The organism is Streptomyces spiralis (assembly GCF_014654675.1).
Classification (GTDB): Bacteria; Actinomycetota; Actinomycetes; order Streptomycetales; family Streptomycetaceae; genus Streptomyces; species Streptomyces spiralis.
The window spans coordinates 126,631-141,650 of the sequence record NZ_BNBC01000024.1 but is presented as its reverse complement, the minus strand read 5'-3'; the positions used below and the strand labels follow the sequence as shown (position 1 = coordinate 141,650).

Sequence of the window (15,020 nt, the reverse complement as noted above, 5' to 3'; positions counted from 1 at the left end):
GGGGTGTTCGGCGTATTCGGAGTGTTGCCCCGACCGGTGTTCGGAGTGTTCGGGGTGTTCGGCGTATTCGGAGTGTTCCCCCGACCCGTGTTCGGAGTGTTCGGAGTGTTCGGTGTGTTCGGTGTCGGACGTGGCGGCTTCGGCTTGCTGACCGAATGCACCACAGCGTCATGGCTCGTCGGTGCGGCTTCGGCGTTCGCCACGCCGAGGGTTCCGGCGGCCAGAGCGGCAACGCAGGAGATTCCTGCTATGCGCCCAATACGCTTTCGAGCAGTGAACATGGAACCTCTCCAGCTCTCTTTTCCAGGTAGACCGCTTTCCCCCAGCGGTGAACCATTCCCCCTGCGGCTAACATCTAGCCTAAAAACTAGCTGCTCGAAGAGTCAGCGAAGGTGCACGCATTCGAGCCTGGGAGAGTCAGGTTGAGAGATCTCTTTCCTGAGAGAGAGTTGGCGCGGGTGCCGGCTGTTGAATCGGGACAGGAAATTGTGGCTTCCCAACCGGAGACACAACCTACTTCGAGAAATCGCCATATTTCCTGTGCCCAGCGACACTGGTGTTGCGACAAGCAGCGCAACAACGCAGAGGGCCCCTGCTATATGCAGTACATGTATGCGAACGCTGACCATGAGTGAGGAACCTCTACACCAGGTCTTCCCGCCTACACCGTCACCGCATATGACCACGCGAGATGAGGGGATATGGGAGCAACAGGCCGCTTCGGCGGCTCACCCCGGTGCCTTTGCCTTCCCTGACCATAACGGCCCTTGGCACCGGCCATACAGACGATACTAGCCGGGGCACTTTATCCACGCAGCTTGGGAGCGGCCCGGCAGTCTGCCGGGCCGCTGGGCCAAGCGCCAGCCGGTAAATCCGGCCCGAGACGCTGCCCGCGGTGATCACCACCGGATGACGTCGATGAATGTCTTCATCGGTGGGGGCCCGCCATCTGCTCCAGTCGGGCGATGCGTTCTGTCATGGGAGGGTGCGTGGAGAACATCTTCGACAGTCCCTGACCCGGCCGGAACGGGTTCGCGATCATCATGTGGCTGGCGGTCTGGATGCGCGGCTCGGGGGGCAGCGGGAGCTGCTGGGTGCCCGTCTCCAGCTTGCGCAGGGCGCCGGCGAGGGCGAGGGGGTCGCCGGTGAGGCGGGCGCCGGACGCGTCGGCCTCGTACTCCCGGGAGCGGCTGATGGCCAGCTGGATGAGCGTGGCGGCGAGCGGGCCGAGGATCATGATCAGAAGCATGCCGAGCAGGCCCGGGCCCTCGTCGTCGTCCGAGCGGCCGACCGGGATCAGCCAGGCGAAGTTGACCAGGAACATGATCACGGAGGCGAGGGCGCCGGCGACGGAGGAGATCAGGATGTCGCGGTTGTAGACGTGGCTGAGCTCGTGGCCGATGACGCCGCGCAGCTCGCGCTCGTCCAGGATGCGCAGGATGCCCTCGGTGCAGCACACGGCCGCGTTGCGCGGGTTGCGGCCGGTCGCGAAGGCGTTGGGTGCCTCCGTCGGCGAGATGTACAGGCGGGGCATCGGCTGGCGGGCCTGGGTGGAGAGGTCGCGGACCATGCGGTACAGCGCCGGGGCCTCGAACTCGCTGACCGGGCGGGCGCGCATCGCGCGCAGGGCCAGCTTGTCGCTGTTCCAGTACGCGTAGGCGTTGGTGCCGATGGCGACGAGCACGGCGACGATCAGGCCGGTGCGGCCGAAGAGACTGCCGATGACGATGATGAGTGCGGACAGTCCCCCGAGGAGTACTGCGGTCCTGAGCCCGTTGTGCCGGCGGTGCACGGTACGCCCTCCAAGTGGTGCGGCAGGGGAACCCTTCGCTTGTTGCTGTGCGGTGGCCACTGGTGTCGTGGTGTCACGTCCAGTTGACCCTTCCTGTCCGGTCAACGCCAGGCGAGCGCCGCGGGTTCCCCGGTGGGTGCGAGGCCGCCCTGCTCAGAACAGGCCGGTGCTCGCGAAGCGCAGGACCAACTGGGGTGCGCCGGACAGTGCGATGCCGATGACGGCCGTCAGGGTGATCGCGGCGGTGAGGGGGGCGGGGACGCGGTGCCGGAGGGGTTCGCCTTCGGGGGCGCGGAACAGCAGGGCCGCCCACTGGAGGTAGTAGAACAGCGCGACGACGACGTTGACGGCCATGACGACGGCGAGCCAGCCGAGTCCGGCGTCGACGGCTGCGGAGAAGACCGTGACCTTCGCGAACAGGCCGATGACGCCCGGCGGCAGCCCGGCCAGGCACAGCAGGAAGAAGGCCAGGAGGAGGGCCGTCACCGGGTTGGTGGCGTACAGGCCGCGGTAGTCCGTGAGGCGGTTGTGTCGCCTCGTACGGCCGACGAGTGCGGCCACGGCGAAGGCGCCGAGGTTCACGGCGGCGTACATCAGCGCGTAGGCGACCGTGGAGCCGATCGACTTCTGGGCGTCCTTGGAGTAGCCCGCGGCGGCGATCGGCACCAGGAGATAGCCGGCCTGGCCGACGGAGGACCAGGCGAGCAGCCGGATCGCGCTGTACGCGCGCGTGGCCTGCTGGCGCAGGGCACCGACGTTGCCGACCGTCATGGTCAGGGCGGCGAGCGCGGCGAGCGCGGGGCCCCAGGCGTCGGCGTACGAGGGGAAGGCGACGACGGTGACGAGGATCAGGCCGGTGAAGCCGACGGCCTTGCCGACCACGGACAGGTAGGCGGCGATGGGCAGGGGGGCGCCGACGTAGGTGTCGGGCACCCAGAAGTGGAAGGGGACGGCGGCCGTCTTGAAGGCGAAGCCGACCAGGGTGAGGACGACACCGGTCTGGGCGAGGGTGTGGAGCTGTCCGTCGACGTGCTGGATGCGGCCGGCGATCTGGGTGAGGTAGAGGGTGCCGGTGGAGGCGTAGACGAAGCTGATGCCCATCAGGCTGACGGCGGTGGCGGTGACCGACGACAGGAAGAACTTCAGGGCCGCATCGGAGGACCTCCGGTCGCCGTGCCGCAGGCCGACGAGGGCGAAGGCGGGCAGGGAGGCGACTTCCAGGGCGACGATGAGGGTCGCGAGGTCGCGGGAGGCGGGCAGGAGGGCGGCTCCGGCGGCGGAGGACAGCAGCAGGAACCAGTACTCCCCTTCGGGGAGTCCTCCGCGCGCGTCCTTCAGCGCGGTGACGGACAGCAGGGCCGCGAGGAGGGCGCCGCCGAGGACCAGGAACTGGATCACGAGGGCGAAGTGGTCGGCGGTGTAGCTGCAGACTCCGGCCTGCTTCGTCAGGCAGAAGGTGCTGCGGTCGCCGTCCAGGAGGGGCAGCAGCAACAGCGCGGAGGCGGCGAGGCCGGCGACGGAGAGCCAGCCGAGCACGGGCTTGCGCGTCTTCGGCACGAACAGGTCGGCGACCAGGACCACCAGGGCGATCACGGCGGTGAGGGTGGGCGGCGCGATGGCGAGCCAGTCGACGGACTGGACCGCCGACGCGGCCGACGACTGGGCCAGGACGCTCATCGGGTGCCTCCTGCGAGGAGATGCTGCACGGCCGGGTCGGTGAGCCCGAGCAGGGCCTTCGGCCAGAGCCCGGCGAGGACGGTGAGGGCGACGAGCGGGGTCCAGGCCGCGAACTCGAAGCTGTGGACGTCGCCGAGCTTCGGAGCCTGCTGCGGTACGGCGCCCATGCAGACGCGGCGGACCACGACGAGCATGTACGCGGCCGTCAGCAGGGTGCCGAACGCGCCGATCGCCATGAAGGTGAGGAAGGCGGGCCGGTTGAGGTCGGCGGCGGGCTTGAACGCGCCGAACAGGGCGAGCATCTCGCCCCAGAATCCGGCGAGGCCGGGCAGGCCGAGCGAGGCGACCGCGCCGAAGGCGAGCAGGCCGCCGAGGCGGGGGGCCCTGCCGTACAGCGCCGCTCCAGTCTCGAATTGGCTCGGCGCGGCGGAGCCGCTCGTTGAGGGGTGGTGGTCGGGCGACGGGAGGGCCAGGGTGTCGAGGTCGGTGGTGCCGGTGCGGTCCTTGAGCCCGCCGACCAGGAAGAACAGCAGGCCGGTGATGAGGCCGTGGGCGATGTTGGCGAAGAGGGCGCCGTTGACGCCGGTCGGGGTGGTGGTGGCGATGCCGAGGAGGACGAAGCCCATGTGGCCGACGGAGGAGTAGGCGATGAGCCGTTTCAGGTCGCCCTTGGCGCCGCGCTTGGCGAGGGCGAGGCAGGCCAGGGACCCGTAGATGATCCCGACGACGGCGAAGGCGGCCAGGTAGGGCGCGAAGGTGTGGAAGCCGTGCGGTGCGATCGGCAGCAGGATCCGGACGAACCCGTACGTACCCATCTTCAACAGGACACCGGCCAGCAGGACCGAACCGACGGTCGGGGCGGCGGTGTGGGCGTCCGGGAGCCAGCTGTGCAGCGGCCACATCGGAGCCTTGACCGCGAGTCCGATCCCGATCGCCAGAACGGCGATGACCTGCACGGATGCGGTGAGTGACCGGCCGTTGTCAGTGGCGAGTGCCACCATGTCGAAGGTGCCGGCCTTGATCCCGATCAGGAGCAGGCCGAGCAGCATGACGACCGAGCCGAGGAGGGTGTAGAGGATGAACCGCCAGGCGGCGGCCCGGCGGCCCTCGCCGCCCCAGCGGGCGATGAGGAAGTACATCGGGACGAGCACGGTCTCGAACGCGAGGAAGAACAGCAGCAGGTCGAGGACGGCGAAGGTCGCGAGGGTGCCGCACTCGAGCATGAGCAGCAGCGCGACGAAGGCCTTCGGGGACGGGCCCGCGGGCGGCTTGAAGTAGCTGTAGAGCGCGCAGAGGAAGGTCAGCAGCGCGGTCAGGACGACGAGGGGGAGGGAGATGCCGTCGATGCCGAGGTGGATGCGCACATGGAGTGCGGGGATCCAGCTGATGTCGGTCGTGGCCTGCATCTTCGACGGGTGGTCGTGGTCGAAGCCGGCCGCGAGGACGATCGCGGCGATGAGGATCGCGCCGGTGACGGTCACGCCGTGCCGGAGCACGGCCTGCTCGGGTGATTTCCCCTTCAGTCCGGGCGGGGCCGGCAGGAGAGCGGCGAGCGCCCCGAGGAGCGGGCCGACGACGACGAATGCCAGAAGGAACTGCATCACGGACTCGTTGATATCGATCACGCCTGCTCACGCTCCCGTGGCGAGAAGGACGGCGGCGACCGCCAGGACGACGGTGCCGGCGAGCAGCGCGCTCACATAGGTCTGCACATTGCCGGTCTGGGCCCGCCGTACGGCGGCTCCCAGCAGCCGCGGCACGGCTCCGGCGCCGCGCACGTAGGTCTCGACGACCTCGCGGTCGAGGAACCTGACGAGGCTCGCCCCGGCCTGGACCGGGCGGACGAAGAGCGTCGCGTACACGGCATCGAGGTGGAAGCCGACGGCCGCGTGGCGGTGGAGCGGGCCGAGCAGCAGTCGTCCGGGGTCGGCGGGGTCGGGCGCGTAGGCGATGTCGCCGTAGGCGGGCCGGTGGGTGGCGATGGCCTCGGCCTCGACGAGTCCGGCGTCGGCTTCCGGGTGGGCGGCGACCGCGCCGAGCGGGACACGGGCCGCGAGTGCGCTGGTGTGCCGCCAGGCGCCGTAGGTGACGATGCCGCCGACCAGGGCCAGGCCCGTGCCGAGCACGGAGGTGGTCAGGGTCGGGGCGAGGTCGCGGCCGTCGAACCAGTCGGGCAGCACCCGGAAGGCGAGGCCGCCGAAGGCGAGGGAGGGCACGGCGAGCACCCACAGCACGGCGTTCATGGCCAGGGGCTGCCTGCCGTGCTCGGGGGCCTCGGCGCCCTGGCCGCGGAAGGCCAGCAGCCACAGCCGCATGGCGTACGCGGCGGTGAGCAGCGCGGTGAGGAGTCCGGCGGCGAGGACGATCCAGCCGGCCGGGCCGGGGGCGTGGCCGGTGTGGCCGGTGGCGACGTGCTCGGCGGCGCCGAGGACGGACTCCTTGGAGAAGAAGCCGCTGAAGGGCGGGATCGCGGCGAGCGCGAGAAGCGCCACGGTCATCGTCCAGTAGGCGTCCGGGACGCGGTCGCGCAGGCCGGCCATGCGCGACATGGCGGCCAGTGAGTTCGTGCCGGCGGCGTGGATGATCACGCCGGCGGCGAGGAAGAGCAGCGCCTTGAAGGCGCCGTGGGACAGGAGGTGGAAGACGGCGGCGTCGCGGTCGCCGACGGCGAGCGCGCCGGTCATGTAGCCGAGCTGCCCGATCGTCGAGTAGGCGAGGACGCGCTTGATGTCGTCCTGGGCGAGCGCGGCGAGCGCCGAACCGGCCATCGTCACGGCGGCCATGACGGCCAGGACCACCATCGCGGCCGAGGAGGCCTGGAAGACGGGGAGGAGACGGGCGACGAAGTAGACACCGGCGGCGACCATCGTCGCTGCGTGGATCAGCGCGGAGACGGGGGTCGGGCCCGCCATCGCGTCGGGCAGCCAGGTGTGCAGCGGGAACTGCGCCGACTTGCCGGCCACGCCCGCGAGGAGCAGCAGGGCGATCAGGGTCGGGTGGTGCAGGCCGCCGTTCGCCACCGCGCCGAGGACCTTGGTGATCCGGAAGGACCCGGCGTCGGTGGCAAGCGCGAACAGGCCGATCAGGAAGGGCACGTCACCGAGCTTGGTGACCAGGAAGGCCTTGATGGAGGCGGCACGGGCCTCGGGGGTCTCCCAGTAGTGGCCGACCAGGAAGTAGGAGCAGATGCCCATGATCTCCCAGCCGACCAGCAGCACGATCAGGTCGCCCGAGTAGACGACGAGCAGCATCGCGGAGGTGAACAGGGAGACGAGAGCGGCGTACGACGAGTAGCGCGGGTCGTCGCGGAGATAGCCCGTCGAGTAGATCTGCACGCAGCCGGCGACGACGGCGACCAGGACGGCTACGAGCGCGGCGAAGCCGTCGATGTGCAGGGCGAGCTCGACGGGGACCGAGCCGGTGGGCGTGAGCTCGGTGGCGGCGTCCACGGCCGGGCCGCCGCCCTGGTCGGCCGCGACCAGCACGGCCAGGACGAGGGAGGCGAGGGTCGGCAGGACCGCGAGCGGACGGATGAAGCCGGGGGCCGTGCGGCCGAGCAGCAGGCCGGCCGCGGCGCCCAGGAACGGAAGGAGGGGTACGAGGACGGCGAGGGTGGTCGTGGTCACGCGGTGGCCTCAGCCTTCTCGGCGGCCCGCGCGGTCGCGGCGGCGTCGCTGTCGTGGCCGGAGTCGGGGTCGTCGTCGGGTCCCTCGGCGGCGTCGCGGAGCCGGTCGATGTCCGAGGTGCCGCGGTTGCGGTAGACGGCGAGGACGATCGCCAGGCCGATGCCGATCTCGGCGGCGGCGATGGTGATGGTGAACAGGGTCAGTGCCTGGCCGGAGTGCAGGGTCTCGCGGGCGGCCTTGCTGAGCCAGACGTCGAAGGCGACCAGGTTCAGGTTGACGGCGTTGAGCATGAGCTCGACCGACATCAGGACCAGGATCGCGTTGCGGCGGGCGAGGACGCCGTACAGGCCGGTGCAGAACAGAAGGGCGGAGAGTACGGCGGGATAGACCAGGTGCATCAGCGGGCGCCTTCCTCGGCGGCCTGCTCGCCCCGGGGCTCGCGGGCCTGGGCGGCGGTGGCGGCGTCCGCCTTCGCCTTGCGGGACAGGACGATCGCGCCGACCAGGGCGGCCAGCAGCAGGACGGAGAGGGCCTCGAAGGGCAGGACCCAGTTCTGGAAGAGGCTCTCGCCGGTGACCTTCGTCGTGCCGGCGGCGGCACCGTCCAGGTCGATCCAGGTGGTGCGGAAGGCGTCGACGACGACCCAGACCAGGGCGGCCGCGGAGGCCACGGCCACGGCGAGGGCGGCCCAGCGGTTGCCGGAGTCGGCGTCCGGGGAGCGGCCGATGGGGGCCCTGGTGAGCATCAGACCGAACAGGAGGAGGACGACGACGGAACCGACGTAGATCAGGACCTGCACCCAGGCGATGAACTCGGCGGTGAGCAGGAGGTACTCGACGGCGAGCCCGCCGAGGGTCACCACCAGCCACAGGGCGGCGTGCACGAGCTGCCGGGTGGTGACGGTGACGAGTGCGGCGCCGAAGGTTGCCAGGCCGACCAGGAGAAAGGCGATCTCGACGCCCGTCGGGGAGAGGAAGCCGTGCTGTGCGGCGGCGAGGGTCACGACTGTCCTTCTCCTTCCTTCGGATCGGTGGGTTCGGCCTGGGCCTTCGGTTCGGTGGGTTCGGCCTGGGCTGCGGCCAGCTTCTCGGCGGTCTTGCGGGCGGCGGCGATCTCCTTCGGCTCCTCCGCGCCGGGGTCGAGGGCGGGCGGGGCCGGAACCGTCCACATCCACTCGCGCAGCTTGTCGCGCTCATGGGTGAGGTCGCGGATGTCGGTCTCGGCGTACTCGAACTCCGGGGACCAGAAGAGAGCGTCGAAAGGGCAGACCTCGATGCAGATACCGCAGTACATGCACAGGGAGAAGTCGATGGCGAAGCGGTCGAGGACGTTGCGGCTGCGTTCGCGGCCGCCGGGGGTCGCCGCCGGGATCGTCTCCTTGTGGGAGTCGATGTAGATGCACCAGTCCGGGCACTCACGGGCGCACAGCATGCAGACCGTGCAGTTCTCCTCGAACAGGCCGATCACGCCGCGGGTGCGGGGAGGCAGGTCGGGCAGGGCATCCGGGTACTGCTCGGTGACGGTCTTCTTCGTCATGGTGCGCAGGGTGACGGCCAGACCCTTGGCGAGGCCGGAGCCGGGTACCGATGGACGGGGCCGCCCGGAGGGCGTCGTTGAGGGGCGGTGGTCGGGCGACGGGCGGGACATTAGGAGATCACCACCTTGACGATGCCGGTAAGAGCGATCTGGGCGAGGGACAGGGGGACGAGGAGGGTCCAGGACAGCTTCTGGAGCTGGTCCTCGCGCAGCCGCGGGTAGGTGACGCGGAGCCAGATGACGACGAAGGCGAGGACGGCCGCCTTCAGCAGGGTCCACACCCAGCCGAGGCCGTCGGCGCCCCACGGCCCGTGCCAGCCGCCCAGGAAGAGGACGGTGGTCAGACCGCACAGGACGATGATCCCCGCGTACTCGGCGAGGAGGAACAGGGCGAAGCGCAGACCGGTGTACTCGGTGTAGGCGCCGAAGATGATCTCCGAGTCGGCGACCGGCATGTCGAACGGAGGACGCTGGAGCTCGGCGAGGCCGGCGACGAAGAAGACGATCGCGCCGACGATCTGCCAGGGCAGCCACCACCAGTGGAAGGCGTCGAGGATGCCGGTGAGGGAGACCGTGCCGGCCGCCATCGCCACGGAGGCGGCGGCGAGCAGCATCGGGAGCTCGTAGGCGAGGAGCTGGGCGGCGGTGCGCAGGCCGCCGAGGAGGGAGAACTTGTTGGCGGAGGCCCATCCGGCCATGAGGGAGCCGAGGACGCCCACGCCCATCACGGCGAGCACGAAGAAGATGCCCGCGTCCAGGACCTGCCCGACCGCGCCCTCGCCCGGCCCGATGGGGACGGCGAGCAGGACCAGCAGGTAGGGCAGGAGGGCTACGGCGGGGGCGAGCTGGAAGATGCGGCGGTCCGCGCCCGCGGGGACCACGTCCTCCTTCTGCGCGAACTTCACACCGTCCGCGACGAGCTGCGCCCACCCGTGGAAGCCGCCCGCGTACATCGGGCCGAGGCGGCCCTGCATGTGGGCCATCACCTTGTGCTCGGTCTGACCGACGATCAGCGGGAAGGTGAGGAAGACCGCGAAGACGATCAGGAGTCGCAGGGCGACGTCGACAGCGTCGTTCACTGCGGGCCTCCTTCGGGACGGTCGGGGCGCTCGGGCTGGGCGGGGCGCTCGGACTGGGCGGGGCGGTCGGGGTCTTCGCGCGTGGGCTCGGGCTCGGACTCGGGTTCGGGCTCCGGCGCAGGCTTCGGTCCGGGCTTCGAGTCGGGCTTCGGCTCGGGTTCCCGTTCCGGCCTCTGTCCGGGTTCGTCGAAGGCCGGGCGGGCGTGGTGCCAGGGGGCGTCGGAGCTGCGGGGGGCCTTGGCCGGCGTGGACGGCCCGGGCTCCTCCGGAGTCGAGGGAGCCGACCCCTCGGCCGGAGTGACGGGCTCGTGGGCCACCGAGGCCTCCGCGGCCGGTCCTTCCGCTGCCGGGCCTTGCTCGGTGGTGCCTTCCGCCGCGGCCTGCTTCTGCTCCGCCGCGCTCTCCGGTGCCGCCGTGCTCTCCGGAGCGTCCTCCGACGCGGCGGCCCGCTGCTGGCTCGCCGAGCCCTGGCTCGCGCTCCGCATCCGGCGTGGCCTGGCGGCGGCACCCTCCGGCGCCGCGCCCTGTGCCGCACCGGCCCCAGGCGCCTCTCCGGCACCAGCCGCCCCGGCTCCCTGGACAGCCTCCGCACCGGCCCCGGCTCCCGTCGCCGTGGCCGTCTGGCTCGCCGAGCCCTCGGCCGCCGTGCGGGTGCGCCGTGCCGGGCGGTCGCCGGCGGCACGGGCCGGGCGTTCGCCCGCCGCCCGGCCGGCGCCCCTCGCCGGACGGGCCGGGGCGGCCGGGAGCCGGCCCTTCATGGGCCCCCACTCGTTGGGGTCGGGTACGCCCGGAGGCAGCATCTGGCGGCGCTTGGGACCGCCGTGCTCGGATTCGCCCGGTTCCTTCGCCCCGGGCCAGGCCTTGGCGACCCGGGCGGCGAGGACGAAGTCCTTGCGCAGGGGGTGGCCCTCGAAGGTCTCCGGGAGCAGGAGGTGGTCCAGGGCCGGGTGGCCCTCGAAGCCGACCCCGAACATCTCGTGGGTCTCGCGTTCGTGCCAGGCCGCACCGGCGTAGACGTCCACCGCGGTGGGCAGGACCGGCGCCTCGTGCGCGACCGTGGTGCGCAGCAGCAGCCGCCGTACCGGCGAGAGCGCCACCACGTGGGCGGAGATACGGAAGCCGGTGCCCGGTTCGTCGACCGCGCTCAGCCAGTCGAAGTAGGTGCAGCCCAGCTCGTCGCGGGCGGTCCGCAGCGCGGACACCCACGCGGTCGGCGGTACGTCGACCGTCAGGACCTCGTAGGACTCCTCCGCCGTGGCCTCGGCGCCGAACAGCTCCTCGGCAGGCGCGGGCAGCCAGCCGGTGCCGCTCATCGCGCGTCCTCCTCGCCGGCGGTCCCGGCGGGAGCCGGAGCGGGCGGCTGGACCAGATCGCTCTGCAGGGCGGCGGCCGAGGGCCGGGCCGGCCCGTTGCCGTACCGCTCCCCCAGCGACTCGCGCGCGATCTTCTCCTGGAGCTTCAGGATGCCCTGGAGCAGCGCCTCCGGGCGCGGCGGGCAGCCGGGGACGTAGACGTCCACCGGGATGATCTGGTCGACGCCCTTGGTGACGGAGTACGAGTCCCAGTAGGGGCCGCCGCAGTTGGAGCAGGCGCCGAAGGAGATGACGTACTTGGGTTCGGGCATCTGTTCGTACAGACGCTTGACGGCCGGGGCCATCTTGTCCGTGACCGTGCCGGACACCACCATCAGGTCGGCCTGGCGCGGCCCGGGCGCGAACGGGATCACGCCGAGGCGGATGAAGTCGTGGCGGGCCATGGACGCGGCGATGAACTCGATGGCGCAGCAGGCGAGGCCGAAGTTGAAGACCCACAGCGAGTAGCGGCGGCCCCAGTTCAGGATGACCTTCATCGGCTCGGGAGCCAGACGCGCGAGAGCGCCCAGCCGCTTCGGCTCAGGCAGGTACACGGGCTCGGAGACCGAGGGGTTCACGCCCTGGGTCGAGTCGTTCACGCCCGGGGTGGAGGGGTTCACGTCCATGCCAGGACGCCCTTCTTGTATGCGTACAGCAGGCCCACGGCCAGGAAGCCGAGGAAGACGAACATCTCCACCAGCGTCGCCGCGCCGTAGCCGGGGGCGGCGAAGACGGTCGCCCAGGGGAACAGGAAGATCGAGTCGACGGCGAAGATCACGTACAGGAACGCGTAGACGTAGTAGCGGACCTGGGTGTGGGCCCAGCCCTCACCGACGGGATCGACACCGCACTCGTACGTCAGGAGCTTCTCGGGCGTGGGGACCACCGGGCGCAGCAGACGACCGGCCCCGAAGGCGACGGCGACGAACAGCACACCCACGACGGCGAGCAGGCCCACGACCGAGTAGGACTGGAAGTAGTCCGCCGCGACGAGGGTCGACCCCCGAACCGTCTGCGGCAACGTCTCAGGCACCGGTCCGTCCCTCGCTCCCTGACCTCGTGGTGTCCGTAATTCTGTACGCACGGGAGTCTAGGCCCTGATAAAGAGAGGGTAAGCAGCCCGTCGCACCATGAGACAGGCCTGCCGCAGCGTGAGACGGACCCACCGCATTTCCTGAGACGGACCCCCCGCACCGTTTGGGCGGGGTGGGGTTTTCCCCCGCCGGCCAGGGCGGTCGGCCTCATGGCGCCGGGGGGCCGTCGCACGGCACGCTGACTCGTATGACCGCACGTATCCCTTCCACCGACCCGGCGGCGTCCGGCGCCGACGACCAGGACCGGGACCGGCTGCCGCCGGCTCGCTTCGCCTTCGACCCGACCACCTGGAAGGAGATCGCGCATCTCCTGGTGAACCTGCCGGTGGCGTTGTTCGGCTTCGTCTATGTGGTGACGGTGCTGACCATCGGCACCGGCTTGACCGTCACCGTCGTCGGCTTCCCGCTGCTCGCGGCCGGGCTGATGGGCGCCCGGCAGCTGGGCAGGCTGGAGCGGGCGCGGGCCCGGGCACTGCTCGGGGTGCGGATAGACGAGCCGAGTCCGCTGCCGCTGGGCCGCACCAAGGGGCTGTTCAACCGGCTGTGGCTGGCCCTGAAGGACCCGGTGGGCTGGCGTACCGCGCTGTACGACTTCATCCGGCTGCCCTGGGGCATCCTCACCTTCACCGTCACCCTGACGTCGCTGTTCGTGCTGTGGCCGGTGCTGCCGTTCCTCGCGCGGGGCCTGTCGAACGTGGACCGGGCGATGGTGCGGGCACTGCTGTCGCCCTCCGACGAGCTGGAGCGGCGGATCGCGGAGCTGGAGTCGGACCGGGGGGTCGTGGTGGACACGGCCGCCGCCGACCTGCGGCGCATCGAGCGGGACCTGCACGACGGGGCGCAGGCCCGGCTGGTCAACCTGGCCATGGGGCTGGGTCTGGCCAAGGAGAAGCTGCTGGAGGACCCCGACTCGGCGGCCGCGATGGTCGCGGAAGCGCACGGCGAGGTGAAGCTCGCGTTGCAGGAGCTGCGCGACCTGGCCCGCGGCATCCATCCCGCCGTGCTGACCGACCGCGGCCTGGACGCGGCCCTGTCATCGGTCGCCACGCGCTGCACGGTGCCGGTGAAGGTGACGGTCGACCTGGACGCGCGTCCGGCCGAGGCCATCGAGGGCATCGCCTATTTCACGGTGTCGGAGCTGCTGCAGAACATCAGCAAGCACAGCGGGGCGAGGTCGGCCTCGGTGGACGTGTGGCGGACCGACGAGCGGCTGCTCATCCAGGTGTGGGACGACGGCCGCGGCGGCGCCAGCCTGGACCGCGGCACCGGTATGCGGGGCCTGGCGGAGCGGCTGGGCGCCGTCGACGGGCTGTTCGTCGTCGAGTCGCCGGAGGGCGGTCCGACGACGATCACGGCGGAACTGCCCTGGCGGGACCGGACCGGCACCCCGGGCGGCCGGGGCACGGGCACCCACAAGGGGTAGGGAAAACCCCCCACCCAGGACGCCGACGCGCTCCATGGCCCCGTCACCTGCGGTCGAGCAGGCTGAAGGAGTACCAGCGGAAGCACGCGAGCACCACGACAAGCAGGACGAGGGGAACGGGACGACGCCGATGGCCACCCAGTACGGATCGCACCAGTACGGATCGCAGTACGGACAGGGATACGGGCCCTACAGCGGGACCGGCTTCCAGGGCGAGGACTCCGGCCGGCGGCACCGGCTGCCCGCCGGCCTGCGGGCGCCGTTCGAGGCACGCAGCTGGCGGGAGTTCGGATACGTGCTGCTCGGCCTGCCGATCGGCATCATGCTCTTCACGTACGCCGTCACGATGGTCTCGCTGGGCGGCGGCCTGCTGGTGACGTTCCTGGGGATCCCGGTGCTGGCGGCGGCGCTCGCCGGCTGCCGCGGGTTCGGCGTGCTGGAGCGGGCGCGGGCGCGCGGGCTGCTCGGCCTGGAGGTGGCCGACCCGGAGCCGCTGCGCCCGAAGACCGGCAACGGACTGCTGGCCTGGACGGGGGCGGTGCTGAAGAGCGGCACCTCCTGGCGGGCCCTGCTCTACGCCGTGGTGCAGTTCCCGTGGGCGGTGTTCTCCTTCGTGGTCGCCGTGACCGTCTGGTCGGTGGGCTGGACGCTGCTGACGTACCCGCTGTGGTTCTGGGTCTTCCCGATGTGGGCCGGCCAGGGCGGCATCCAGCTCTACGGCGACGAGCACCACCGGATCTACATCGACAACCCGTTCGAGATCACGGTGACCGGGCTGGTGGGTCTGCTGTTCACGCTGGCCACGCCGTGGATCATCCGGGCGCTGACGACGGTGGACCGGGTGATGGTGCACGGGCTGCTCGGGCCGTCGCGGCTGTCGGCGCGAGTGGTGGAGCTGGAGTCGGACCGGGGGGTCGTGGTGGACACGGCCGCCGCCGACCTGCGGCGCATCGAGCGGGACCTGCACGACGGGGCGCAGGCCCGGCTGGTGGCGCTGGCGATGGATCTGGGACTGGCGAAGGAGAAGCTGGCCGAGGACCCGAACGCGGCGGCGCGCATGGTGGACGAGGCGCACGGCGAGGTGAAGACCGCGCTGCAGGAGCTGCGCGACCTGGCGCGCGGGATCCACCCGGCGGTGCTGACGGACCGGGGCCTGGACGCGGCGCTGTCCGCGGTCGCCTCGCGCTGCACGGTGCCGGTGCGGGTGGAGGTGGACCTGGTGGAGCGGCCGGCGCCGGCGATCGAGGGGATCGCGTACTTCACGGTGTCCGAGCTGCTGCAGAACATCAGCAAGCACAGCGGGGCGCGGTCGGCCTCGGTGGACGTGTGGCGCTCCGAGAACCGGCTGATGCTCCAGGTCATGGACGACGGGGTGGGCGGTGCCGACGTCTCCGCCGGGTCGGGGCTCGCGGGGCTGGCGGAGCGGCTGGACGCGGTGGAC

The 15,020-nt window shown here is 71.3% G+C and carries 13 protein-coding genes; 2 read left to right on the top strand and 11 right to left on the bottom strand.

What is annotated here, in order from left to right; genetic code table 11:
• Positions 1–928: 928 nt before the first annotated feature.
• The 11 genes from htpX to IE318_RS24280 all read right to left on the bottom strand — a co-directional run bounded on the left by htpX (position 929) and on the right by IE318_RS24280 (position 12,095).
• The gene (htpX, locus tag IE318_RS24330) at positions 929–1,792 is read right to left on the bottom strand and encodes a zinc metalloprotease HtpX (protein ID WP_189903657.1); all 864 of its coding nucleotides are present in this window, start codon (positions 1,790–1,792) and stop codon (positions 929–931) included.
• A 153-nt stretch (positions 1,793–1,945) separates the two neighbouring features.
• The gene (locus tag IE318_RS24325; protein ID WP_189903655.1) at positions 1,946–3,469 is read right to left on the bottom strand and encodes an NADH-quinone oxidoreductase subunit N; all 1,524 of its coding nucleotides are present in this window, start codon (positions 3,467–3,469) and stop codon (positions 1,946–1,948) included.
• Positions 3,466–5,094, bottom strand: a complete 1,629-nt coding sequence (locus IE318_RS24320; RefSeq protein ID WP_189903653.1) for a complex I subunit 4 family protein — start codon at positions 5,092–5,094, stop codon at positions 3,466–3,468. Before IE318_RS24320 ends, IE318_RS24325 begins: the two co-directional genes overlap by 4 nt.
• 6 nt (positions 5,095–5,100) lie before the next feature.
• Entirely contained in the window at positions 5,101–7,095 is a 1,995-nt protein-coding gene (locus IE318_RS24315) for an NADH-quinone oxidoreductase subunit 5 family protein (protein ID WP_189903651.1), read from the bottom strand.
• Entirely contained in the window at positions 7,092–7,493 is a 402-nt protein-coding gene (gene nuoK, locus IE318_RS24310; protein ID WP_189903649.1) for an NADH-quinone oxidoreductase subunit NuoK, read from the bottom strand. Before nuoK ends, IE318_RS24315 begins: the two co-directional genes overlap by 4 nt.
• Positions 7,493–8,098 (bottom strand): NADH-quinone oxidoreductase subunit J family protein, encoded by a 606-nt coding sequence (locus IE318_RS24305; protein ID WP_051844289.1) that lies wholly within the window; start codon positions 8,096–8,098, stop codon positions 7,493–7,495. Before IE318_RS24305 ends, nuoK begins: the two co-directional genes overlap by 1 nt.
• Positions 8,095–8,631, bottom strand: a complete 537-nt coding sequence (locus tag IE318_RS24300; RefSeq protein ID WP_051844301.1) for a 4Fe-4S binding protein — start codon at positions 8,629–8,631, stop codon at positions 8,095–8,097. The genes IE318_RS24305 and IE318_RS24300 overlap by 4 nt, the downstream gene beginning before the upstream one ends.
• A 110-nt stretch (positions 8,632–8,741) precedes the next feature.
• Complete coding sequence (locus tag IE318_RS24295; RefSeq protein ID WP_189903647.1) at positions 8,742–9,710, bottom strand: complex I subunit 1/NuoH family protein; 969 nt, start codon at positions 9,708–9,710, stop codon at positions 8,742–8,744.
• On the bottom strand, positions 9,707–11,023 hold the full coding sequence (locus IE318_RS24290) for an NADH-quinone oxidoreductase subunit C (protein WP_189903645.1): 1,317 nt from the start codon (positions 11,021–11,023) through the stop codon (positions 9,707–9,709). The genes IE318_RS24295 and IE318_RS24290 overlap by 4 nt, the downstream gene beginning before the upstream one ends.
• On the bottom strand, positions 11,020–11,688 hold the full coding sequence (locus IE318_RS24285) for an NADH-quinone oxidoreductase subunit B (RefSeq protein ID WP_189903643.1): 669 nt from the start codon (positions 11,686–11,688) through the stop codon (positions 11,020–11,022). The genes IE318_RS24290 and IE318_RS24285 overlap by 4 nt, the downstream gene beginning before the upstream one ends.
• Positions 11,679–12,095 carry an NADH-quinone oxidoreductase subunit A gene (locus IE318_RS24280; RefSeq protein WP_373311253.1) on the bottom strand — a complete coding sequence of 139 codons (417 nt, stop codon included), beginning with the start codon at positions 12,093–12,095 and terminating at the stop codon, positions 11,679–11,681. Before IE318_RS24280 ends, IE318_RS24285 begins: the two co-directional genes overlap by 10 nt.
• A gap of 248 nt (positions 12,096–12,343) precedes the next feature.
• Between IE318_RS24280 and IE318_RS24275 the strand changes: the two genes are divergently transcribed.
• Both IE318_RS24275 and IE318_RS24270 read left to right on the top strand, forming a co-directional pair.
• Positions 12,344–13,579, top strand: coding sequence for a sensor histidine kinase (locus IE318_RS24275; RefSeq protein WP_189903641.1), 1,236 nt, complete (start codon positions 12,344–12,346; stop codon positions 13,577–13,579).
• A 130-nt stretch (positions 13,580–13,709) separates the two neighbouring features.
• A partial coding sequence (locus IE318_RS24270; protein ID WP_229903725.1) for a sensor histidine kinase occupies positions 13,710–15,020 on the top strand: 1,311 nt, incomplete at its 3' end.